Consider the following 19,875-nt stretch of genomic DNA (forward strand, 5'->3'; position numbering starts at 1 on the left):
CGCCCTTCCTCGAGATCAGCCCCGGCGCCCACCGTACGGCCTCCGGACGCACCGGTGCCCGGTCGGCCGGGAGGGCTGACCGGGCACCGGTGAGGAACGGGATCAGACGTTGAAGCGGAACTCCACGACGTCGCCGTCCTGCATGACGTACTCCTTGCCCTCGATGCGGGCCTTGCCCTTGGCGCGGGCCTCGGCGATGGAGCCGGTCTCGACCAGGTCGTGGAAGGAGATGACCTCGGCCTTGATGAAGCCCTTCTGGAAGTCGGTGTGGATGACACCGGCGGCCTCGGGGGCGGTGGCGCCCTTCTTGATGGTCCAGGCCCGGGTCTCCTTGGGGCCGGCCGTCAGATAGGTCTGCAGGCCGAGGGTGTCGAAGCCGACGCGGCCGAGGGTGGCGAGGCCGGGCTCCTCCTGGCCCATGGACTGGAGGAGCTCGAGGGCCTCGGCGTCGTCGAGCTCGATCAGCTCGGACTCGATCTTGGCGTTGAGGAAGATGGCCTCGGCGGGGGCGACCAGGGCGCGCTGGGCGTCCTTGAAGTCCTCGTCGGCCAGCTCGTCCTCGTCCACGTTGAAGACGTAGAGGAAGGGCTTGGCGGTGAGGAGGTGGAGCTCGCGCACCAGGGAGATGTCGAAGCCGGCCTCGAAGAGGGTCTTGCCGGTCTCCAGGATGGCCTGGGCCTCCTTGGCCGCGGCGAGGACGGCCACGGTGTCCTTCTTGAGGCGGGCCTCCTTCTCCAGGCGGGGGAGGACCTTCTCGATCGACTGGAGGTCGGCGAGGATCAGCTCGGTGTTGATGGTCTCGATGTCGTCCTTGGGCGAGACCTTGCCGTCGACGTGGACGACGTCCGGGTCGCTGAACGCCCTGATGACCTGGCAGATGGCGTCCGACTCGCGGATGTTGGCGAGGAACTTGTTGCCCAGGCCCTCGCCCTCGCTGGCGCCGCGCACGATGCCGGCGATGTCGACGAAGTCGACGGTGGCCGGGAGGATCTTCTGGGAGCCGAAGATCTCGGCCAGCTTCTGCAGGCGCGGGTCCGGGACGCCGACGACGCCGACGTTGGGCTCGATGGTGGCGAACGGGTAGTTGGCCGCCAGCACGTCGTTCTTGGTCAGGGCGTTGAACAGGGTCGACTTGCCGACGTTCGGCAGGCCGACGATTCCGATCGTGAGCGACATGAAGCGATGTCCCGGGGCTTGGAGGGCGTGGAGCGGACCGGACGGGCCGGACCGATCCCCCAGTCTACGGGCCCGTGGGAGGGGGACCTCAGGCCGAGGGGGCGGGCTCCAGGAACTCCAGGCGGTTGCCGAAGGGGTCGGCGGAGTGGAAGCGGCGGTAGCCGGGGAAGTTGTCGTCCCACGTCACCGGGTGGCCGTGCTCGGCGAGGCGGGCGGCGAGGGCGTCCAGGCCGGTGATCAGGAAGCCGGGGTGGGCCTTGGGCGAGGCCTGGTGCTCGCCGACCGCGCCGAGGTGGACCTCCACCCCGCCGCCGCCGAACCAGCAGCCGCCGCGGGCCGCCAGGACCGGGGGCTTGGGCAGCTCGGTCAGTCCGAGCACCCCGCCCCAGAAGGCGCGGCAGGTCTCCTCGGAGCCCTTCGGCACGTCCAGCTGGACGTGGTGCAGACGGGCGAACCCGAACTCGGTCATGCTGCCTCCCCGTTGGGCAACGAACGATCACGAACGGCCCGCACACTACTCCGTTCGGGGACACGGTGGGAGGTCGCCGCGCCATTACACACTGTGGCGATGATCCGACCGTACGTTGGGCGGGTGGAGCAGAGCATCCGAACCCAGCCGCCAGGGCCCAGACGCCGACCGCCGAGCGGTCCGGGCGGGGCCGCCGTACCGGGACCCTCCGGTTCCCCCGAGTCGAGGGGCGGTGGGACCAGGGGCACCGGACCCCGGAGCGGCGGGCCGCTCCGGCTGCCGCTGCGGCTGGCCGCCCGGGCGCGGGGCGGAGGTGGCAACGGCAGCGGGGCCAACGGCGGCAGGAGCGGCCCGCCGGCCCGGCTGACCGCCGTCGGGACGGGGCTGCTGGCCCTGGTCGGGACCTTGGTGGCGGCCGGGGCGGACCGGCTGGTGTTCGGCGGGCTCGGGGTGCTGTTCGGGCTCGGCTACGTCGCGGTGTGCTTCCAACTCGCCGTGCGGGTACGGCTGGCGGACCTGCCCGCGGCGCCGATCAGCGGGCCGATCGCGTTCGCGGTGGCGCTGCTGGTCCTCGAACCGGTGGCGGCGCCGGGGGTGACCGGGCAGGTGGTGGGGCTGGCGAGCGGTCTGGCGCTGCGGGCGGGGTGGCTGTTCACCGGGACGGGGCTGGCGGCGGTGATCGTGGCCGCGCGGTTCCTGGCGCAGCGGCGGATCAGGCGGGCGCGGCGGGCTTCTTGAGGGTGCGTCAGGTTACGGCGGGGCAGCACGTGCAGGTGGCTGTCCGCGCCTGAGTGACGGGTTGTTGCCTTCCGACTCGCGCAGTTCCTCGCGCCCCCGAAGGCATGACCTAGTCCCCTGCCGAACCGGCGGCGGCCATCGCGGCGCCGACGATGCCGGCGTCGTTGCGCAGGACGGCCGGGACGACCTCGGCGGGGCGGTCGGCGAGGAGGGGGAGGAACTTGTCGTGCTTGCGGCTGACCCCGCCGCCGATCACGATCAGCTGCGGGGAGAAGAGCTTCTCCACCAGGTCGAGGTACTCGTCGACCCGGACCGCCCAGTCGGCCCAGCTGAGTTCGTGGCGCTCCCGGGCGGCCGAGGAGGCTCGGCGCTCGGCGTCCTTGCCGCGCAGTTCGAGGTGGCCGAGTTCGGTGTTGGGGACCAGGACGCCGTCGGAGAAGAGGGCGCTGCCGATGCCGGTGCCGAAGGTGAGGACCAGGACCACGCCGGAGCGGTCCCGCCCGGCGCCGTGGCGGACCTCGGCGAGGCCGGCCGCGTCGGCGTCGTTGAGGACGGTGCAGGGGAGGTCGAGGCTCTCCCGGAAGAGCCCGGCCGCGTCGAGGCCGATCCAGTCCTTGGAGACGTTGGCGGCGGTCTGGATGCGGCCGTCGACCACCACCCCGGGGAAGGTGAGGCCGACCGGGCCCCGGTGGCCGAAGTGGGAGACCACCTCGTGGACGGCGGCGACCACCGATTCGGGGGTGGAGGGCTGAGGCGTCAGCACCTTGTGCCGCTCCTCCGCGAGCTGACCCCCGGTCAGGTCGACCGGGGCGCCCTTGATGCCCGAACCACCGATGTCCACACCGAAAACCGCCGCCACCGTCGCCCTCCAGGGAGTGAGTCCACAGGCCTGTGGACAACCAACCTAAGGGCGGCGGTGGCGGTTCGCGCTACGACCGGGGGCGGGCGGGCGTACTACGCCAGCTTGCCGGCGGCCTCGGCGCGCAGGTCGCGGCGGAGCTCCTTGGGGAGCGAGAAGACCAGGTGCTCCTCGGCGGTGCGGACGGTCTGCACGTCGGCGTAGCCGCGCTCGGCCAGGAAGGCCAGCACGCCGTCGACCAGGATCTCCGGGACGGAGGCGCCGGAGGTGAGGCCGACGGTCTCGACGCCCTCCAGCCAGGCCTCGTCGATCTCGTCGGCGAAGTCCACCAGGTGGGCGGCCTTGGCGCCGTACTCCAGGCCGACCTCGACCAGGCGGACCGAGTTGGAGGAGTTCTTGGAGCCGACCACGATCAGCAGGTCGGCCTCGGGGGCGAGCTGCTTGACGGCGACCTGGCGGTTCTGGGTGGCGTAGCAGATGTCGTCGCTGGGCGGGCTGACCAGCAGCGGGAAGCGCTTCTTGAGCTCGCCGACGGTGGCCATGGTCTCGTCCACCGAGAGGGTGGTCTGGGAGAGCCAGACGACCTTGGACTCGTCGCGGACCTTGACGTTGGCCACGTCCTCGGCGCCGTCGACCAGGTGGATCCGGTCGGGCGCCTCGCCCATGGTGCCGATGACCTCCTCGTGGCCCTCGTGGCCCACCAGCAGGATGTCGTAGTCCTCGTCGGCGAAGCGGACGGCCTCCTTGTGCACCTTGGTGACCAGGGGGCAGGTGGCGTCGATGGTGGCGAGCTTGCCCTCCTTGGCCTCGTCGTGGACGGAGGGGGCGACGCCGTGGGCGGAGAAGACCACGATCGAGCCCTCGGGGACCTCCTCGGTCTCGTCCACGAAGATCGCGCCCTGCTTCTCCAGGGTCCGCACCACGTACTTGTTGTGGACGATCTCCTTGCGGACGTAGATCGGGGCCCCGTACTGCTCCAGGGCCTTCTCCACGGCGATGACGGCGCGGTCGACGCCCGCGCAGTAGCCCCGGGGGGCGGCGAGCAGGACACGGCGCTGCGCAGAGTTGGACATGCGAACCATGGTACGGGCGTGCGGGGGCCGCGCCGACGGCACCCGGATACCGGAGCAGAACCGGCAAAAGTGTTCAAATCTGAGCATGAGTGAGCAGGCTGAACGGCCGGGCGAGCTGCGCAGGAGCCTCGGCGTCCGGGATCTGATGGTCTACGGGCTGCTGTTCATCGCCCCGATGGCGCCGGTCGGCGTGTTCGGGGTGCTGGACGCCAAGAGCCACGGCGCGGTGGCGGCGGTCTACCTGGCGGCCACCGTGGCCATGGGGTTCACCGCGTACAGCTACGCGCAGATGGTCCGGGCGGTGCCGAGGGCCGGTTCGGTCTTCGCGTACGCCCGGGCCGGGCTCGGGGAGGGCTGGGGCTTCGTGGCCGGCTGGATGGCGATGCTGGACTACCTGCTGATCCCGGCGGTCGCCTACCTCTTCTCCGGGATCGCGCTCAACTCGCTGGTGCCGGAGGTCTCCCGCTGGGTCTGGACGGCGCTCGCGGTGCTGGTCACCACCGCGCTCAACCTGCTCGGGGTGCGGACGGCCGCGGCGGTCGGCCTCGCGGTGCTGGCGCTGGAGCTGGTGGTGCTGGCGGTCTTCGTGGTCTCGGCCGTGGTGGTGCTGGCCCGGGACGGGGCCGAGCGGGACTGGCTGAGCCCGCTGACCGGGATCGGCGGCTTCTCGCTCACGGCGGTGATGGCGGCGGTCAGCGTGGCGGTGCTGTCGTACCTGGGCTTCGACGCGATCGCCTCCTTCGTGGAGGAGGCGGTGGGCGCCTCGGCCGCGGTGGCCAGGGCGGTGCTGTGGTGCCTGGCACTGGCCGGGGTGCTGTTCGTCGCGCAGACCTACCTGGCGGCGCTGCTCAGCCCGGTGACGCCGGATCAGCTGGCCGCCGACCCGGCGGCGCAGGGCTCGGCCTTCTACGACACCGTGGACGCCTCGATCGGGCACTGGCTGCAGACCCTGGTGGCGGCCAGCAAGGCGGTCGGGGCGGCCTTCGCGGCGCTGGCCGGGCAGGCGGCGGCCGGGCGGCTGCTGTTCGCGATGGCCCGGGAGGGGCGGCTCCCCCGGGCGCTGGCGGCCGTCGACCCCCGGACGGCGGTGCCGCGGCGGGCGCTGCTGACCGCGGCCGTGGTGACCCTGGTCGCGGCGGTCTGGGCGGCCAGCCGTGACGACGGGCTGGACCAGCTGACCTCGGTGGTGAACGTCGGCGCGCTCTGCGCCTTCGGCCTGCTGCACGCCTCGGTGATCGGCTGGTACACCGTCAAGGGCTCGTCCCGGGACTGGTTCCGCCACCTGCTGGTGCCGCTGCTGGGCATGGCGGTGATCGGCTGGGTGCTGGTCGAGGCGTCCAGCACCGCGCAGTGGGTCGGGGCGACCTGGTTCGCGGTGGGGCTGGCGGTACTCGTGGTGCAGAGTCCGGCGGTCCGGCGGCGGGGGTGAGCAGGGCTACTTGGAGCCGGCGCTCCAGCTGAGGCCCCAGCCGTAGGCCTGGTCGATCATCTGGTGGTTCGACATCTGCGGGGTGGCCTGGAACCAGCGGCCCTCGCGGTGCACCACCAGGCCCTCGCCGTCGTTCTCCAGCAGGGCGACCACGCAGCTGGTGGCCGGGAAGTCGCAGCCGTCCAGCGGGAGCTCGACCGGCACCCCGGAGGCCGGGAAGAGCGTGGCCAGGCCGTTCAGCCCGTTGAGCGGGCGGCCGTCGAAGGCGAACGCGAAGACCAGCAGGCGCTGGATCTCGGCGGAGCGGTCGAGGTTGATCCAGAGGTCCTCGCCGGTGGCCACCGCGCCCGTCCGGTCGTCGTTGGCCAGCTGGACGAACGGCGGCTCGTGCAGGCCGCCGAAGCGCTGCCCGATCGCCTGGACGATGCCCGCGCTGCCGTCCCGCAGCTGCCACAGGCAGGCCAGGTCGAGGTCGCGGCCGGCCAGCGCGTTGGACCCCTGCGTCGCGTCGCGCAGCTTGGCCAGCCAGCCGCCGGACTTCTTCTGCGGCTGCCCGGCCGGGGCCGCCGGGGCGGCCGCCGCCGCCCAGTTGAGGTTCACCCGGAGCAGGCCGCCGACCGCGCCGTGCTTGCGCAGCGAGAGCTTGGGGGCCTCCTTGGTGAGGGTGATCTTGGAGAAGTTCAGCGGGGCCGGGGCGGGCGGCTGGGCGGGCGGCTGAGCGGGGTACGGGGCCTGGGCCGGCGGGGCCGTGGGCTGCGCGGGGTACGGGGCCGACGGCTGCGGCGGGTACGAGCCAGGGGCAGGGGCCGGCTGGGCGGCAGGGGTGCTCACCGGGGCCGGGGCGGGGGCCTCGTCCACCTGGATGCCGTAGTCGGTGGCCAGGCCGGCCAGGCCGGAGTCGTAGCCCTGGCCGACCGCGCGGAACTTCCAGCCCTCGCCGCGGCGGTAGAGCTCGCCGAGCACGAAGGCGGTCTCGGTGCTGGCCCCGGTGTCCTCGAAGCGGACCAGTTCGGCGCCGGTCGCGGCGTCGAGCAGGCGCAGGTACAGCCCGGGCAGGGCGCCGAACGGGCCGCCGTCGCTGGAGGCGGCGAGCACCACCGTCTCGACGGCAGGGTCCAGACCGGGCAGACGGACCGTCAGGCCATCGAGGACGGAGCCGTCCGGGAGCTGCTGCTTGCCGTTGTGGCGGACGGCACCGGAGAGGTCCTGCGGCTGGTTGTAGAAGACGAAGTCGGCGTCGGAACGGACCCGGCCGCCGGAGAGCAGCAGCGCCGAGGCGTCGGCGTCCGGCACGCCCGGCCCGGCGCGCCACCCCAGCTCGACCCGCACCTCGGCCGCCGCCACCGGCACGTTCGCGCCCTTGGAGATCGCCATCGCCTCGCCACTCCCCGCAGTTGACACCCCGTCGTCCGGCCAGCCTAGGCCCTCCGGGCAGGGGCGGCAGTCGTCGAGGGCGCGGGGAACGTACGGGGTGATGCCGGGGGCGCGGGGAACTGCGCGCAGGGGAACGGCACGAGCTGCAACTGGCTCGCATGCCCCGATCCAACGCTGGTCCGCCTTCCGGATCCGCGCAGTTCCTCGCGCCCCTGATGGCCCCTCCGGGGCCGGACCGCGTCGGTGGGCGGGGATAGCCTCGTCGGTATGGCGAACAGCAGCTCACCCGAGGCGCCGATCCCGGTCGGCAAGGTGTCCGCGCTCATCGGCGGCTGGGTGGACCGGCTGGGGGCGGTGTGGGTGGAGGGGCAGATCACCCAGTTGAGCCGCCGGCCGGGGGCCGGGGTGGTGTTCCTGACGCTCCGTGACCCGGACCGGGACGTCTCGCTGACCGTGACCTGCTTCCGGCAGGTCTTCGAGCAGGTGGCCGAGGACGTCCGCGAGGGCTCCCGGATCCTGGTGCACGCCAAGCCCGAGTGGTACGTGGCGCGCGGCACGCTCTCGCTGCGGGCGACCGAGATCCGCCTGGTCGGGCTGGGCGAGCTGCTGGCGAGGCTGGAGCACCTGAAGCGGGCGCTGGCCGCCGAGGGCCTGTTCGACGCCGAGCGGAAGAAGCGGCTGCCGTTCCTGCCGCACTGCATCGGCCTGGTGACCGGCCGCGGCTCGGCCGCCGAGCGGGACGTGCTGGAGAACGCGCGCCGCCGCTGGCCGGCCGTCCGCTTCGAGGTGCGCAACGTGCCGGTGCAGGGCGTCAGCGCGGTGGCGCAGGTGACGGCGGCGGTCCGGGAGCTGGACGAGCACCCCGAGGTGGACGTGATCGTGGTGGCCCGGGGCGGCGGCAGCGTGGAGGACCTGCTGCCGTTCTCCGACGAGGGCCTGGTCCGGGCGGTGGCGGCGGCCCGCACGCCGGTGGTGAGCGCGATCGGGCACGAGCCGGACCAGCCGCTGCTGGACTTCGTGGCCGACCTGCGCGCCTCCACCCCGACCGACGCCGCCAAGCGGGTCGTCCCCGACGTGGGCGAGGAGCTGGCCCGGGTGCACCAGCTGCGGGACCGGGCCCGGCGGCACGTCGTCCAGCGGGTCGAGCGCGAGCGGGCGGGGCTGGCCGGGGTGCTCAGCCGCCCGGTGCTGGCCGCCCCGCACCGCCTGGTGGACGGGCCGGCCGAGGAGGTGGCCCAGCTGGTCGGCCGGGCCCGGCGGGTGCTCGGCCACCGGCTGGACGCGGCCGGCTCCGACCTCGGGCACACCCTGGCCCGGGTGGTGGCACTCTCCCCGCTGGCCACGCTGGAGCGCGGCTACGCGGTGCTCCAGCGGGCCGACGGACACGTGGTCACCGACCCGGCGGCGCTGGCGGCCGGCGAGCGGCTGCACGCCCGGGTGGCCGAGGGCGCCTTCGAGGTGACGGTGGATCAGGACTGAGACCGGCCGGGATCGGCCGCCGACGGCCCGGCCCAGCCTCGGTCCGCCACGAAGGCCGGGGCCGTGGCCGAGGCGGGCAGGCCGCGCAGGCCGAGCTGGGCGAGGGCCTTCTCGTACGCCTCCATCGCCTGGTCCTGACGTCCCATCAACCGCCAGAGGTCACCGGCGTTGCGCCAGACCCCGGCGGTGGCCCGGGTGACCGGGAGCTGCCCGAGCTGGCGGACCACCGAGCGCAGTGTCTTCTCGGCCTCGGCCGCCTCACCGGTCTGGAGCTGGGCCCGGGCCAACAGCACCCGCGTCGCGGCGGCCTGCTCCTGGGAGTCGTTGCGCAGCAGGCCGAGCGATCGGTCGGCGTGCACCAGGGCCTGCTCGGGTTCACCGCTGTGCAGCGCCAGTTGGGCGAGCTGGGCCTCACTGCCCGCCTGCTCGGCGGCGGTGCCGACCTCCAGCAAGGCCCGGTGGGTCTCGGTCAACAGCGCCCTGACGCGCTCCAGATCCGGCTCCTCGGAGTCCAACAGCAGGCTGGCGTAGGCGCTCTTCAGCATCGCCTGGTGCCGGGTGTTGTCGGTCTCGGCCAGCAGCATCAGCGCCCGCTCGGTGAGCGTGAGCGCCTCCTTGGTACGCCCCTGGGAGTTGGCGACCAGCGCCGCGTTCCAGTAGACGACACCGCGGGCCACCCGGGAGCCGGTGTTCTCGGCCGCGTTGATCAGCCGGTTGGCGAGCAGGTGGGCCTGCGTCAGGTCACCGCGCTGGTAGTAGCAGCTGATCAGGGTGGAGCCGATCTGCATGTGGTCGTCGGTGATGTCCAGGCCGAGCGTGTCCAGGGTCCGCATGGCCCGCTCGCCGACCTCGACACTGAGCGTCTGGTCCCCGGCGTTCCGGTAGCAGCGGCAGAGTGCGACCGCGAGCTGGGCCCACTCGGCCGAGCCGGGCACCGTACCCGTGTCGTCGAACAGGGCGGTGAGCAGCTGGATCGCGGCCTCCAGCCGCCCCATCTTCTCCATCGCCAGCGCCTGCCCGATCCGCGCCCGGCGGAGCATCGCCTCGCCGAGGAACGGCGCGGCGGCCAGCGCCTCGCTGTAGGCCTGGAGCGCCTCGCCGTTGGATCCGTTGCGCATCGCCATGTCGCCGAAGGCGATCTTCAGCTCCAGCTCGTGCACCCTGGCGTCGTCACGCCCGGTCCGCAGGTACTCCGCCGAGCAGCCGACCCGCTCGGCGAGCGCCTGGATCACGGCCTCGGAGGGCACCCGCTTGCCCGTCTCGATCAGCGACACGTAGCTGACCGACAGGTCCGCCGAAGCGAGGTCCTGCTGGTTCAGCCCCTTCTTCTGGCGTAGCTCGCGGAGCCGCTTCCCGATGCCGCTCGCTGCGCTTCGTGCTTGCTCCATGGTTCTCCGGTCGCCTGGTTGTGACCCGAGGGCCAGCCTCTGAGGGAGTGTGCCCGCTTGACTGTCGTTTTTACAGAATCTACCAGCCACAACCAAGAGGATCCGCAGGCTTCGTTAAGTACACCGCGCAGAGTGGAGTCACCCCGTGGGTTGATTGACAACGTCTGTCACGCGCGATTGACTACCAGAGTCAACAGTAGTCGAGTTCAGCGAAGGCAGCCGAGTAGCCATGCCCAGGATCTTCGTCCCCGCCGCCCTGATCGCCGCCGCCGTCGCCGGCCTGCTGCTGGTCGCCCCCGGGGCCTCCGCAACCCCGCCGGCGGGCTCCGGCACCGAGAGCACGACGGTGGTCAGCCCCTCTCCCTCCCCCACGCCGCTCGACCCGCCGATCTGGTGCTGCTGACCGACCCCGCACCACGGAGAGGAGCCCACGATGCGCGTCGATCTTCTGACCCGGCAGTACCCCACCAAATCCCACAACGGAGCCGATGCCCACACCACCGGACTGACCAGGGCGCTGCGCCGTCTGGTCGACGTCCGGGTCCGGTGCTTCGACTCCGGGCCGGCCGAGCCCGACACCTACTCCTACCGAGAGCCGGGCGAGCCGAGCGCGAGCTCGGCGTTCCAGTTCCTGAACGCCGGGCTGGGCATGGCGGACGACTGCTTCTCCGCCGACCTGGTGCACAGCCACACCTGGTTCACCAACGCGGCCGGGCACGTGGCCGGCCGGCTGTACGGCATCCCGCACGTGATGACCATGCACAGCCTGGCGGCCTTCCGCGCCGGCGACTCCGAGCTGCCCGACGGCGAGCACGCGCTCTCGGACTGGATGGAGCGCAGCTCCGCCGGGGAGGCGGACGCCCTGATCACCGGCTCGGCCGCGCTCCGGGACGACATCCTGGCCGCCTACCCGGAGGTATCGGCGGAGAGGACCCGGGTCATCCGCAGCGGCATCGACACCGAGTTGTGGCGGCCGGACCACGGGACCGCCGCACTGGAGCGGTTCGAGATCGACCCGGAACGCCCGATCGTGCTCTTCGTCGGCCGCCCGACCAGGCGCCGCGGGCTGCCCCACCTGCTCCGCGCCGCCGCGCAGTTCCGACCGGAGGCACAGCTGGTGCTCTGCTGCGACGGGCCCGGAAATCCGGAGGTCGAGCTCGAGGTCGCCGGACTGGTGGACGAGTTGACCAGGAGGCGGTCCAGCGTGATCCGGATCGGCGGGGCGGTGACCCAGCCGGTCATGCGTCAACTCATCGCGCACGCCACGGCATTCGTCCAGCCCTCGCTCCGTGAGCCGACCGGCGCGGTCAACCTGAAGGCCATGGCCTGCGGCACCGCCGTGGTGGCGACCGCCGTCGGCGGCGTCCCGGAGTTCGTCGAGCACGGGGACACCGGGCTGCTGATCCGGTACCAGCAGCAGGCCGACGGGACCGGTGACCCGGTCGACCCGGAGCAGCTGGCGGCCGACCTGGCCGCCTCGGTCAACAGCCTGATCGACGACCCGGAGCTGGCACGCCGCCTCGGCGCGGCCGGCCGCCGTCGGGCCGCCGACGACTTCTCCTGGGACGAGGCCGCCGACCGCACTCTCGCGGTGTACCGGCAGCTGACCGCCGACTGCTAGTGCCGTGCCCGGCACCGGAAACCGGCCACGGGGGCGCGGGCCGGCACGCCTCAGCAGGCCAGCGGCGGTGCGGTGGAAATTATCGGCCAGCCCCGATTGCGGGCGTACTCCACCAGCTCGGGGTCATCTCCGAGAACTCGCGGATTGCCGACCACGCCGAGGATGCCGAGGGAATCGGGGTGGTCGGCATAGGCAAAGCAGCACGAGGCGTCCAGGCCGAGTCTTGCCATAGTCTCGACGACCGCCCAGGATTTTCTCTCATCCGATCCGGTGTCAATTGTCAGACAATCGCCGGGGAGCAGCCCGGCGCCTCCGGCGCCCGCCTTCGTGCCCGGCCCGCCCACCAGCAGGATCAGGAGATCGCCCGCAGCCCGGTGGGCTTCCAGTGCCACGCGGGCCGCCTCGAACGACTCCCACGTGCCCAGCACAAGATCGAAAAAGGCGGCACGCCGAACATCTCCCCCCATGCCCCAAGCCCCCGGTTCTGCCGTGCCGTCCCCTGCGACAGTCCGAGATTAGCGCACTGGGTGATCAAGAGCGCACGGTACGTCTTCCATTCCGCCTGGCGGGCGGCCCGGCGATTACCTGATTCGGCATCAGCCCGACATTCACCCCACCGCGCTGAAATTGCCCAAAGTCACCGCTTCTCGACATCCCTCCCTGTGAGCTCGGGAGTCAATCGCCCCACTCCAAACCGACCGTCCTGATCTGTTTGGCCTCGAGTCGGCCGGGCCACGCACCCACCCAACTGGGCACACATGGGTCCGTCGACATCGACACAAAATGTTACTGGTAGTCAATCGTCTAGTTGACGCGCCTGTCCGCCCGCCCCCTGGTGGGGTGTCAACCGTGACCCATCGTCAGGAGAGAACGCCTTGTCCCGAGGTTTCGCCGAGTTCCTGCTCGCCCTCCAGAGCGACGGAGCGATGCTGCGCCGCTACTGCCGCCAGGACCTGCACAACCTGGTGGCCTGCGCGCGCGGCGAGGGCTTCGACTTCACCCCCGACGAGGCCAGGTCCTCGGTGCTCGCCCTGGAGTCCGCGGTGGCGCTGGGGCGGGAGGGCCAGGGGGTGGACAGCGGCCACGCCCTCTGGCTGGACCGCTGGGGCACCACACACCTGGAGTACCTGGTCGGCCGGGTCGCCTGGCGGTTCACCGGGCCGGAGCTGCACCACCTGCTGGCCGGCGCGCCCTGACCGGCCGTCAACCCCTCAGCCGCTGCCGGGAGAGCGGGACGGAGTGCTCCGCGAAGCCGAGCTCGCGGTAGAGCCGCTCACCGTCGACGGTGGCGTGCAGGTCGATCCGGGTGGCCCGGCGGGCGTCGAACCAGTCCAGCAGGGCGGCGGTGCAGGCCCGGGCGTAGCCGCGGCGGCGGTGCTCCGGGTCGGTGGAGATGTTGAAGACGAAGCCGAACAGGCCGTCGGGGTGGCCGGGCGCGGGGAGCCGCTGCTCCAGGGTGCCGACGGCGCAGGCGGCCAGCCGACCCGGGCGGCCGGGGTCGTCCACCACGAAGGCGGGCATGGTGAGCCGCTCCGGCGGTGCCGCGAGCCGCTCCCGGAGCACCGCCCCGGTGGTGGCCTCCCACTCCCCCGGCGCCGCGGCGCCGGACATCTCCTCGAACATCAGCCGGCGCAGCCGCACCAGCTCGGCGGCGTCGGCGGGGGTGGCGCTCCGTACGGTGGTCATGCGGCGAAGGCTAGCCGCCCCGGTCGGGACGTGACCGTGAATTGTCCTCCGCTGCGCCTACCCTGACGACATGACAGAGTCTGCGGGGAATAACGGCGACGGCGCCCTCGGTTACGAGCAGGCGCGCGATGCTCTCCTTGACGTGGTCCGGCGGCTGGAGGCCGGCGGGGTGCCGCTGGAGGAGTCGCTGGCGCTCTGGGAGCGCGGCGAGGAGCTGGCGAAGGTGTGCCAGCGGTGGCTGGACGGCGCGCGGGCCCGGCTGGACGCGGCGCTGGCCGCCGAGGAGGGCCCCGGGGGCGCGGCGGGGGAGTGAGCGGGTGGTGCCGGCGGGGCCACTGTGAAATCGATGTGACAGAGACCATCAGAGAGTTGCGGAATAGTTTAAGTTTCACCTAACGTTGGACTCGTACGAACGGCGCACGACCGGCTGTTCGCAAGCTTCCGACGTTCCCTTTCCGCATGAGGTGGACTGCAATGACCCTGGTTCTCGACGCCGTCGCTCAGGACCTTCTGTTCCGCGAGGCCCGCACCGCCAACACCTTCACCGACGAGCCGGTCACCGACGAGCAGGTCCAGGCCATCTACGACCTGGTCAAGTACGCGCCGACCTCGATGAACCAGTCGCCGCTGCGCATCGTCCTGGTCCGCTCGGACGAGGCCCGCGCCCGCCTGGTCTCGCACCTCGGTGACGGCAACAAGAAGAAGACCGAGGCCGCCCCGCTGGTCGCCATCCTGGCCGCGGACCACGACTTCCACGACGAGCTGCCGAAGCTCTTCCCGCACTACCCGGCCGCCAAGAGCCACTTCGAGGAGGTCGAGGGCCGCACCGCCTCGGCGCGCTTCAACGCCTCGCTGCAGCTGGCCTACTTCATCATCGGCATCCGCGCCGCCGGCCTGGCCGCGGGCCCGATGACCGGCTACGACGCCGACGGTCTGAACAAGGACTTCTTCGGCGACGGCAAGCACTCGGTGCTGGCCGTGGTGAACATCGGCAAGCCGGGCGAGGACGCCTGGTTCCCGCGTTCCCCGCGCCTGGAGTACGACGAGGTCGTCACCACCGTCTGACCTCCCGTCAGCGACTGAAGCAGTAGACGCAGGAGCCCCCGGCCACCAGGCCGGGGGCTCCTCCGTCGTCTCCGGCGCGGGATCACTTCAGGGTGCGGGCGAAGCCGGTCAGCTCCTCGTAGCTGGCCGTGCCGGCGACCACGGTGGTCGCGCCGCCGGTCCTGAGGACCAGGCCGCGGTAGGACTTGCCCTGGTAGCGCTGCCACTCCTGGCCGTCGACCGGGGCCGTGCCGTCGGGCTTGGCGCCCTCGACCACCTCGGCCACCGCCTTGTCCGGCTCGGCCACCCGCTGCTCCACCGCGATGTACTGGCCGGAGGGGGTGACGAAGCCCAGGTGCCAGGCGGCGCTGCCCTTGGCCCCGCCGTCGTAGCTGACCGAGGTGGCCTTCCAGTCCGCGCCCAGGCCCTCGGGGGCCAGCACCGGGTACGGCGCGACGCGCTTGGCCGAGGCCAGGGTGGAGCGGTAGTCCACCGCCTTGAGCCCGTCGCCCTCCGAGTGCGGGATGAACAGGTAGCCGAAGAAGACCACGACACCGACCGCCAGCATCGACAGGACCATGTCCCGTACCGTCTGCCGGCCTCTCATGCTGCTTTTGCCTGCCACCCCCACATGGTGACCCATGCCCCTCGGACTTCGGACAACCGGGGTGCACTCCGACGGGTGAACCGGGACGGAAGCGGACGGAACACCCGGTCATCGGGGGTGCGCCACAGACAGTCATCTGATGGACGGATACGATCGCAGCACCCTCATCACGGCGTTCGACCAGGCAAGCTCTGTCGGGCGCTCTGGCCGTCGCGTACAGAGAGGTAACGACGATGACCGCCCCGCACAGCAACTTCCCCAGCTCCCTGGTGGTGGCCCCGGAGGCCCCCGACCGCAACCTCGCCCTCGAACTCGTCCGGGTCACCGAGGCCGCCGCGATGGCGGCCGGCCGCTGGGTTGGCCGCGGTGACAAGAACCGCGCCGACGGCGCCGCCGTGAAGGCGATGCGCACCCTGGTCTCGACCGTCTCGATGAACGGCGTGGTCGTCATCGGCGAGGGCGAGAAGGACGAGGCGCCGATGCTCTACAACGGCGAGCGGGTCGGCGACGGCACCGGCGCCGAGTGCGACGTCGCGGTGGACCCGGTGGACGGCACCACGCTGACCGCCAAGGGCATGGCCAACGCGGTGGCGGTGCTGGCGGTGGCCGACCGCGGCACCATGTTCGACCCCAGCGCGGTCTTCTACATGGACAAGCTGGTGGCCGGCCCCGAGGCCGCCGAGTACGTCGACATCACCGCGCCGGTGGCCGTCAACATCCGCCGGGTAGCCAAGGCCAAGGGCACCGCGGTCGAGGACGTCACCGTGATGGTGCTGGACCGCCCGCGCCACGACACCCTGGTCCGGGAGATCCGCGAGGCGGGTGCCCGGATCAAGTTCATCTCCGACGGCGACGTGGCGGGCGCGATCATGACCGCCCGCGAGGGCACCGGCGTCGACCTGCTGATGGGCGTCGGCGGCACCCCCGAGGGGATCATCGCGGCCTGTGCCATGAAGTGCATGGGCGGCGTGATCCAGGGCAAGCTCTGGCCCAAGGACGACGCCGAGCGCCAGCGCGCGCTGGACGCGGGCCACGACCTGGACCGGATCCTCACCACCGACGACCTGGTCAGCGGCGAGAACGTGTTCTTCGTCGCCACCGGCATCACCGACGGCGAGCTGCTGCGCGGCGTGCACTACCGCTCGGAGACCGCCACCACCAGCTCGCTGGTGATGCGCTCCAAGAGCGGCACCATCCGCGAGATCCACTCCACCCACAAGCTGTCCAAGCTGCGGGCCTACAGCGCGATCGACTTCGACCGGGCCAACTGAGCACCGGGCGCCGAAGGGCGGCGGCGGCCGGGCGCTCCCCGGCGGCCGCCGCCCTGACGGGCGGTCAGCCCGCTATCCGGCGGGCGGCCGGGATCCGGCGCTCGGTGTCCCGGCGGCGGCGACGGGCCAGCACCACCCGGCGCTCGGCCGCCGTCAGCCCGCCCCAGACCCCGTACGGCTCCGGCTGGTTGAGGGCGTGCTCGCGGCACTCCAGCAGTACCGGGCAGCGGGCGCAGACCTGCTTGGCCTGCTCCTCCCGGGAGAGCCGGGCCGCCGTGGGCTCCTTGGACGGGGCGAAGAACAGCCCCGCCTCGTCCCGGCGGCAGGCCGCACCGGTGTGCCAGGGGTTGTCGTCCTGGGAGTCGAGCCGCTGCACCACCACCACGGGGGAGGAGGCGGCGTGGGCCGCCACGGAGACGGCTCGGGGGCTGGACTCGATCGGATGCAGCACGGCTTACTCCTGACGAGGCTCAAGACTCGGGGAAAAAGGGCTCCCTGCCCGGCTGCCCCGCAGCGACCCCGCGCACGCGTCGGGTCGAACCTCAGCCGCCCCCGGGGTCACAGCCGTACAAGAAACGATGTGCGTCTGGAACTACCCCGCCGTAACCCGGTTCATGCACACCGCATGCGCATGACTACGGACTGCACTCGCCCCGGCGCCGGGTGCCGACCCCACGGGTGACGCCCCGTCGGCCCGGCCCCGGCCAACTGCCTTGCTCAGCCTTCGAGTTGCTTGCGCACCCACTCCTTGAGCTTCTTGCCGCGACGCGGCTTGGCGCTGCACCCGCCGAAGATCGCCGCGCCCTTGACCCGGACCACCGGGGCGTACGGGTCGGCCACGGTCTGCTCCTTGACGTCGAAGCCGCCGAACAGGCCGAGGCCGCTGCCGTGCAGCGAGACGTTCTCCGGGACCTTGACGTCCACCCCGCCGAACATCGCGAAGACCTCGATCTCCACCTCGGGGGACTCGAAGACCGCGTCGGTGAGGTCGATCTCCACCCCGCCGAAGAGCGCCACGGCCCGCAGGTGCGAACCCACCCGCCAGCGGCCCTTGCGGGCCGCCCCGCCGAAGATCGCCACCACGGTGGGCGCCTCGGCCCGGGCCGGCAGCACCGGCGGGCGGTCGGCGGCGGGCTGCGGCTTGGCCACCGAGACCGGCGTGCCGGGGACCGGCAGGTCCCGGGTGAGCGGCGCCAGATCGCCCAGGGTCTTCGCCCCGTAGGCGAGTTCGATCCGCTCGGAGTGCTCCTCGACGGTCAGCCGGCCCTCGGCGTAGGCGTCCCGGAGCAGCTCGGCGACCCGCTCGCGGTCGGCGTCGGAGGCGCGCAGCTCGGCCTCGGTGACGGGCGCCTGAGCAGGGACGGAGGCGGGCGCGGCGTCCACCGGACGCTTGGTCAGATCGGCCTTGGACGGCTCGGAGTTCTCCACCCTCCAAGCCTAGTCACCGGAGGTCTGTTCGAACCGGCCTTATGACCAAGTCGTAGTGACTCCCGTCACGCAGGCTCACCTGTGCGCACCCCTTCCTCCGGGGCCACCTAACCTTGAGGGTGCTTCGTCGACGCAGCCGGATCAGTTAAGGACCTCCAGCCATGGCTCCCACGCCAGAGTTCGCCTACTCCGACCTCCTCCCCCTCGGTGCGGACCCGACCCCGTACCGCAAGCTCACCTCCGAGGGCGTCAGCGTCGTCGAGGCCGCCGGGCGCCGCTTCCTGCAGGTCGAGCCGGAGGCCCTGCGCCTGCTCACCGCCGAGGCGATGCACGACATCTCGCACTACCTGCGCCCGGACCACCTGGCCCAGCTGCGCCGCATCCTGGACGACCCGGAGGCCAGCCCGAACGACCGCTTCGTGGCGCTGGACCTGCTGAAGAACGTCAACATCTCGGCCGGCGGCGTCCTGCCGATGTGCCAGGACACCGGCACCGCGATCGTGATGGGCAAGCGCGGCCAGAACGTGCTGACCTCCGGCGGCGACGAGTCCGCCATCGCGCAGGGCGTGTTCGACGCGTACACCAAGCTGAACCTGCGGTACTCGCAGATGGCGCCGGTGACGATGTGGGACGAGAAGAACACCGGCAACAACCTGCCGGCCCAGATCGAGCTGTACGCCACCGACGGCGACGCGTACAAGTTCCTCTTCATGGCCAAGGGCGGCGGCTCGGCCAACAAGTCGTACCTGTACCAGGAGACCAAGGCCATCCTCAACGAGGCCTCGATGCTCAACTTCCTGGAGCAGAAGATCCGTTCGCTCGGCACCGCGGCCTGCCCGCCGTACCACCTGGCGATCGTGGTCGGCGGCACCAGCGCCGAGTTCGCGCTGAAGACCGCCAAGTACGCCTCCGCGCACTACCTGGACTCGCTGCCCACCAGCGGCGACGCCGCCACCGGCCACGGCTTCCGGGACCTGGAGCTGGAGGCCAAGGTCACCGAGCTGACCCAGAAGATCGGCATCGGCGCGCAGTTCGGCGGCAAGTACTTCTGCCACGACGTCCGGGTGATCCGCCTGCCCCGGCACGGCGCCTCGCTGCCCGTCGCGATGGCCGTCTCCTGCTCCGCCGACCGCCAGGCACTGGGCAAGATCACCGCCGAGGGCGTCTTCCTGGAGCAGCTGGAGACCGACCCGGCCAAGTACCTGCCGGACACCACGGACGAGCACCTGGACGACGAGGTGGTCCGGATCGACCTGAACCGGCCGATGTCGGAGGTCCGTTCGGAGCTCTCCAAGTACCCGGTCAAGACCCGCCTCTCGCTCACCGGCACGCTGGTGGTCGCCCGTGACATCGCGCACGCGAAGATCAAGGAGCGGCTGGACGCGGGCGACGGCATGCCGCAGTACATGAAGGACCACCCGGTCTACTACGCCGGCCCGGCCAAGACCCCGGAGGGCTACGCCTCGGGCTCGTTCGGCCCCACCACGGCCGGTCGGATGGACAGTTACGTCGACCAGTTCCAGGCGGCGGGCGGCTCGATGGTCATGCTGGCCAAGGGCAACCGGTCCAAGCAGGTCACCAAGGCCTGCAACGAGCACGGCGGCTTCTACCTGGGCTCGATCGGCGGGCCGGCGGCGCGGCTGGCGCTGGACTGCATCAAGAAGGTCGAGGTGCTGGAGTACCCCGAGCTCGGCATGGAGGCGGTCTGGCGGATCGAGGTCGAGGACTTCCCGGCCTTCATCGTGGTCGACGACAAGGGCAACGACTTCTTCGCCGAGGTCACCGACGGTCCGTTGATCACCAGCCTGCGGGTGCGTTCGGCGGAATAACGGCAAGTGCCCCGCCCCACCTGCGAGGTGGGGCGGGGCATTTGACGCTCATTCGCCGGATTACGGACGGTTTACCACGTTGCCGAGCGGCTCGTAGGGGCCGTCCTGCTTCGGGGTGGCGGCCGTCTCGGCCGCCGCGGCGGCCTCCTCCTCGGTCTCCGGCTCGGCCAGGATCTCCACGACCTCCAGGAGCCCGCGGTCGGGCTCCACGGCGGTGAGGCTCTGCTCGACGGGTGCGGCCTCGGCCACCGGCTGGGCCTCGTTCGGGGTAGCGGTAGTGGTCTCGGTCTCGGCCATGACGCCGCCTTTCGGGTAATCAGAACAGTCGGCCCGGACGGACGGGTCAGGGCGTGCGCCCAGTATCGTAGGGCCCGCTAAATGTCTTATAAACATCCCGAGGCCCG

General features: G+C 71.9%; 22 protein-coding genes. 10 read left to right on the forward strand and 12 right to left on the reverse strand.

Going from position 1 to position 19,875, the window contains the following annotated elements:
* Window positions 1-102 precede the first annotated feature (102 nt).
* The gene (gene ychF / locus ACWEPF_RS13390; protein WP_345282124.1) at window positions 103-1,176 is read right to left on the reverse strand and encodes a redox-regulated ATPase YchF; all 1,074 of its coding nucleotides are present in this window, start codon (window positions 1,174-1,176) and stop codon (window positions 103-105) included.
* 88 nt (window positions 1,177-1,264) lie between these two features.
* Window positions 1,265-1,645: a glyoxalase gene (locus ACWEPF_RS13395; protein WP_452172636.1), complete on the reverse strand. Its 381-nt coding sequence runs from the start codon at window positions 1,643-1,645 to the stop codon at window positions 1,265-1,267.
* Window positions 1,646-1,768: 123 nt separating this feature from the next.
* Here ACWEPF_RS13395 and ACWEPF_RS13400 point away from each other — a divergent pair, with 123 nt between their 5' ends.
* Window positions 1,769-2,383, forward strand: coding sequence for a DUF6542 domain-containing protein (locus ACWEPF_RS13400; protein WP_452172637.1), 615 nt, complete (start codon window positions 1,769-1,771; stop codon window positions 2,381-2,383).
* A 109-nt stretch (window positions 2,384-2,492) separates the two neighbouring features.
* Here the strand turns inward: ACWEPF_RS13400 and ppgK are convergent, their stop codons facing one another.
* Together ppgK and ACWEPF_RS13410 are read right to left on the reverse strand one after the other, a co-directional pair.
* Window positions 2,493-3,242: a polyphosphate--glucose phosphotransferase gene (gene ppgK, locus ACWEPF_RS13405; protein WP_452172638.1), complete on the reverse strand. Its 750-nt coding sequence runs from the start codon at window positions 3,240-3,242 to the stop codon at window positions 2,493-2,495.
* 95 nt (window positions 3,243-3,337) lie between these two features.
* Window positions 3,338-4,315, reverse strand: a complete 978-nt coding sequence (locus ACWEPF_RS13410; RefSeq protein ID WP_380149420.1) for a 4-hydroxy-3-methylbut-2-enyl diphosphate reductase — start codon at window positions 4,313-4,315, stop codon at window positions 3,338-3,340.
* An 85-nt stretch (window positions 4,316-4,400) separates the two neighbouring features.
* Here ACWEPF_RS13410 and ACWEPF_RS13415 point away from each other — a divergent pair, with 85 nt between their 5' ends.
* The gene (locus ACWEPF_RS13415) at window positions 4,401-5,744 is read left to right on the forward strand and encodes an APC family permease (protein ID WP_452172639.1); all 1,344 of its coding nucleotides are present in this window, start codon (window positions 4,401-4,403) and stop codon (window positions 5,742-5,744) included.
* A 6-nt stretch (window positions 5,745-5,750) separates the two neighbouring features.
* On the opposite strand, the gene ACWEPF_RS13420 is transcribed toward ACWEPF_RS13415, so the two are convergent.
* The gene (locus ACWEPF_RS13420) at window positions 5,751-7,118 is read right to left on the reverse strand and encodes a TerD family protein (protein ID WP_452172640.1); all 1,368 of its coding nucleotides are present in this window, start codon (window positions 7,116-7,118) and stop codon (window positions 5,751-5,753) included.
* A 267-nt stretch (window positions 7,119-7,385) separates the two neighbouring features.
* On the opposite strand from ACWEPF_RS13420, the gene xseA reads away from it, so the two are divergent.
* The gene (gene xseA / locus ACWEPF_RS13425; RefSeq protein WP_452172641.1) at window positions 7,386-8,597 is read left to right on the forward strand and encodes an exodeoxyribonuclease VII large subunit; all 1,212 of its coding nucleotides are present in this window, start codon (window positions 7,386-7,388) and stop codon (window positions 8,595-8,597) included.
* Here xseA and ACWEPF_RS13430 read toward each other — a convergent pair.
* Window positions 8,588-9,985 carry a helix-turn-helix domain-containing protein gene (locus ACWEPF_RS13430; protein WP_452172642.1) on the reverse strand — a complete coding sequence of 466 codons (1,398 nt, stop codon included), beginning with the start codon at window positions 9,983-9,985 and terminating at the stop codon, window positions 8,588-8,590. The two genes, xseA and ACWEPF_RS13430, sit on opposite strands and share 10 nt — an antisense overlap.
* A gap of 229 nt (window positions 9,986-10,214) precedes the next feature.
* Between ACWEPF_RS13430 and ACWEPF_RS13435 the strand changes: the two genes are divergently transcribed.
* Both ACWEPF_RS13435 and ACWEPF_RS13440 read left to right on the forward strand, forming a co-directional pair.
* Window positions 10,215-10,388, forward strand: coding sequence for a hypothetical protein (locus ACWEPF_RS13435; RefSeq protein ID WP_345282107.1), 174 nt, complete (start codon window positions 10,215-10,217; stop codon window positions 10,386-10,388).
* Between the two features lie 30 nt (window positions 10,389-10,418).
* Window positions 10,419-11,606, forward strand: a complete 1,188-nt coding sequence (locus ACWEPF_RS13440) for a glycosyltransferase family 4 protein (RefSeq protein ID WP_452172643.1) — start codon at window positions 10,419-10,421, stop codon at window positions 11,604-11,606.
* A 50-nt stretch (window positions 11,607-11,656) separates the two neighbouring features.
* Here ACWEPF_RS13440 and ACWEPF_RS13445 read toward each other — a convergent pair whose 3' ends face one another.
* Complete coding sequence (locus tag ACWEPF_RS13445; protein WP_452172644.1) at window positions 11,657-11,998, reverse strand: hypothetical protein; 342 nt, start codon at window positions 11,996-11,998, stop codon at window positions 11,657-11,659.
* A 483-nt stretch (window positions 11,999-12,481) separates the two neighbouring features.
* Between ACWEPF_RS13445 and ACWEPF_RS13450 the strand changes: the two genes are divergently transcribed.
* On the forward strand, window positions 12,482-12,802 hold the full coding sequence (locus ACWEPF_RS13450; RefSeq protein ID WP_452172645.1) for a hypothetical protein: 321 nt from the start codon (window positions 12,482-12,484) through the stop codon (window positions 12,800-12,802).
* Between the two features lie 7 nt (window positions 12,803-12,809).
* Here ACWEPF_RS13450 and ACWEPF_RS13455 read toward each other — a convergent pair whose 3' ends face one another.
* Window positions 12,810-13,292: a GNAT family N-acetyltransferase gene (locus tag ACWEPF_RS13455; protein WP_452172646.1), complete on the reverse strand. Its 483-nt coding sequence runs from the start codon at window positions 13,290-13,292 to the stop codon at window positions 12,810-12,812.
* A gap of 70 nt (window positions 13,293-13,362) precedes the next feature.
* Here ACWEPF_RS13455 and ACWEPF_RS13460 point away from each other — a divergent pair, with 70 nt between their 5' ends.
* Both ACWEPF_RS13460 and ACWEPF_RS13465 read left to right on the forward strand, forming a co-directional pair.
* Window positions 13,363-13,605, forward strand: a complete 243-nt coding sequence (locus ACWEPF_RS13460) for an exodeoxyribonuclease VII small subunit (protein WP_452172647.1) — start codon at window positions 13,363-13,365, stop codon at window positions 13,603-13,605.
* A 161-nt stretch (window positions 13,606-13,766) separates the two neighbouring features.
* A complete protein-coding gene (locus ACWEPF_RS13465) occupies window positions 13,767-14,357 on the forward strand; it encodes a malonic semialdehyde reductase (RefSeq protein WP_452172648.1) in 591 nt (196 codons plus the stop codon).
* A gap of 82 nt (window positions 14,358-14,439) precedes the next feature.
* On the opposite strand, the gene ACWEPF_RS13470 is transcribed toward ACWEPF_RS13465, so the two are convergent.
* Window positions 14,440-14,916: a DUF4245 domain-containing protein gene (locus tag ACWEPF_RS13470; protein ID WP_452172649.1), complete on the reverse strand. Its 477-nt coding sequence runs from the start codon at window positions 14,914-14,916 to the stop codon at window positions 14,440-14,442.
* 260 nt (window positions 14,917-15,176) lie between these two features.
* Here ACWEPF_RS13470 and glpX point away from each other — a divergent pair, with 260 nt between their 5' ends.
* Complete coding sequence (glpX, locus tag ACWEPF_RS13475; RefSeq protein WP_345282095.1) at window positions 15,177-16,214, forward strand: class II fructose-bisphosphatase; 1,038 nt, start codon at window positions 15,177-15,179, stop codon at window positions 16,212-16,214.
* A gap of 64 nt (window positions 16,215-16,278) precedes the next feature.
* Here glpX and ACWEPF_RS13480 read toward each other — a convergent pair whose 3' ends face one another.
* Together ACWEPF_RS13480 and ACWEPF_RS13485 are read right to left on the reverse strand one after the other, a co-directional pair.
* Window positions 16,279-16,626, reverse strand: a complete 348-nt coding sequence (locus ACWEPF_RS13480) for a WhiB family transcriptional regulator (RefSeq protein WP_380149457.1) — start codon at window positions 16,624-16,626, stop codon at window positions 16,279-16,281.
* A gap of 305 nt (window positions 16,627-16,931) precedes the next feature.
* On the reverse strand, window positions 16,932-17,642 hold the full coding sequence (locus ACWEPF_RS13485; RefSeq protein ID WP_452172650.1) for a DUF1707 SHOCT-like domain-containing protein: 711 nt from the start codon (window positions 17,640-17,642) through the stop codon (window positions 16,932-16,934).
* Between the two features lie 161 nt (window positions 17,643-17,803).
* Between ACWEPF_RS13485 and ACWEPF_RS13490 the strand changes: the two genes are divergently transcribed.
* Window positions 17,804-19,471 carry a fumarate hydratase gene (locus ACWEPF_RS13490; RefSeq protein WP_345282091.1) on the forward strand — a complete coding sequence of 556 codons (1,668 nt, stop codon included), beginning with the start codon at window positions 17,804-17,806 and terminating at the stop codon, window positions 19,469-19,471.
* 60 nt (window positions 19,472-19,531) lie between these two features.
* Here ACWEPF_RS13490 and ACWEPF_RS13495 read toward each other — a convergent pair whose 3' ends face one another.
* Window positions 19,532-19,768, reverse strand: a complete 237-nt coding sequence (locus ACWEPF_RS13495; protein WP_452172651.1) for a hypothetical protein — start codon at window positions 19,766-19,768, stop codon at window positions 19,532-19,534.
* Window positions 19,769-19,875 lie beyond the last annotated feature (107 nt).

This window comes from Kitasatospora sp. NPDC004289, from assembly GCF_053602875.1.

Coding starts and splice junctions, on each gene's coding strand:
- ACWEPF_RS13440 (WP_452172643.1), top strand. CDS start 10,419: ATGCGCGTCGATCTTCTGACCCGGCAGTACCCCACCAAATCCCACAAC.
- ACWEPF_RS13460 (WP_452172647.1), top strand. CDS start 13,363: ATGACAGAGTCTGCGGGGAATAACGGCGACGGCGCCCTCGGTTACGAG.
- ACWEPF_RS13495 (WP_452172651.1), bottom strand. CDS start 19,768: ATGGCCGAGACCGAGACCACTACCGCTACCCCGAACGAGGCCCAGCCG.
- ACWEPF_RS13430 (WP_452172642.1), bottom strand. CDS start 9,985: ATGGAGCAAGCACGAAGCGCAGCGAGCGGCATCGGGAAGCGGCTCCGC.
- ACWEPF_RS13465 (WP_452172648.1), top strand. CDS start 13,767: ATGACCCTGGTTCTCGACGCCGTCGCTCAGGACCTTCTGTTCCGCGAG.
- ACWEPF_RS13415 (WP_452172639.1), top strand. CDS start 4,401: ATGAGTGAGCAGGCTGAACGGCCGGGCGAGCTGCGCAGGAGCCTCGGC.
- glpX (WP_345282095.1), top strand. CDS start 15,177: ATGACCGCCCCGCACAGCAACTTCCCCAGCTCCCTGGTGGTGGCCCCG.
- ychF (WP_345282124.1), bottom strand. CDS start 1,176: ATGTCGCTCACGATCGGAATCGTCGGCCTGCCGAACGTCGGCAAGTCG.
- ACWEPF_RS13410 (WP_380149420.1), bottom strand. CDS start 4,315: ATGTCCAACTCTGCGCAGCGCCGTGTCCTGCTCGCCGCCCCCCGGGGC.
- ACWEPF_RS13395 (WP_452172636.1), bottom strand. CDS start 1,645: ATGACCGAGTTCGGGTTCGCCCGTCTGCACCACGTCCAGCTGGACGTG.
- ACWEPF_RS13490 (WP_345282091.1), top strand. CDS start 17,804: ATGGCTCCCACGCCAGAGTTCGCCTACTCCGACCTCCTCCCCCTCGGT.
- xseA (WP_452172641.1), top strand. CDS start 7,386: ATGGCGAACAGCAGCTCACCCGAGGCGCCGATCCCGGTCGGCAAGGTG.
- ACWEPF_RS13420 (WP_452172640.1), bottom strand. CDS start 7,118: ATGGCGATCTCCAAGGGCGCGAACGTGCCGGTGGCGGCGGCCGAGGTG.
- ACWEPF_RS13455 (WP_452172646.1), bottom strand. CDS start 13,292: ATGACCACCGTACGGAGCGCCACCCCCGCCGACGCCGCCGAGCTGGTG.
- ACWEPF_RS13435 (WP_345282107.1), top strand. CDS start 10,215: ATGCCCAGGATCTTCGTCCCCGCCGCCCTGATCGCCGCCGCCGTCGCC.
- ACWEPF_RS13470 (WP_452172649.1), bottom strand. CDS start 14,916: ATGGTCCTGTCGATGCTGGCGGTCGGTGTCGTGGTCTTCTTCGGCTAC.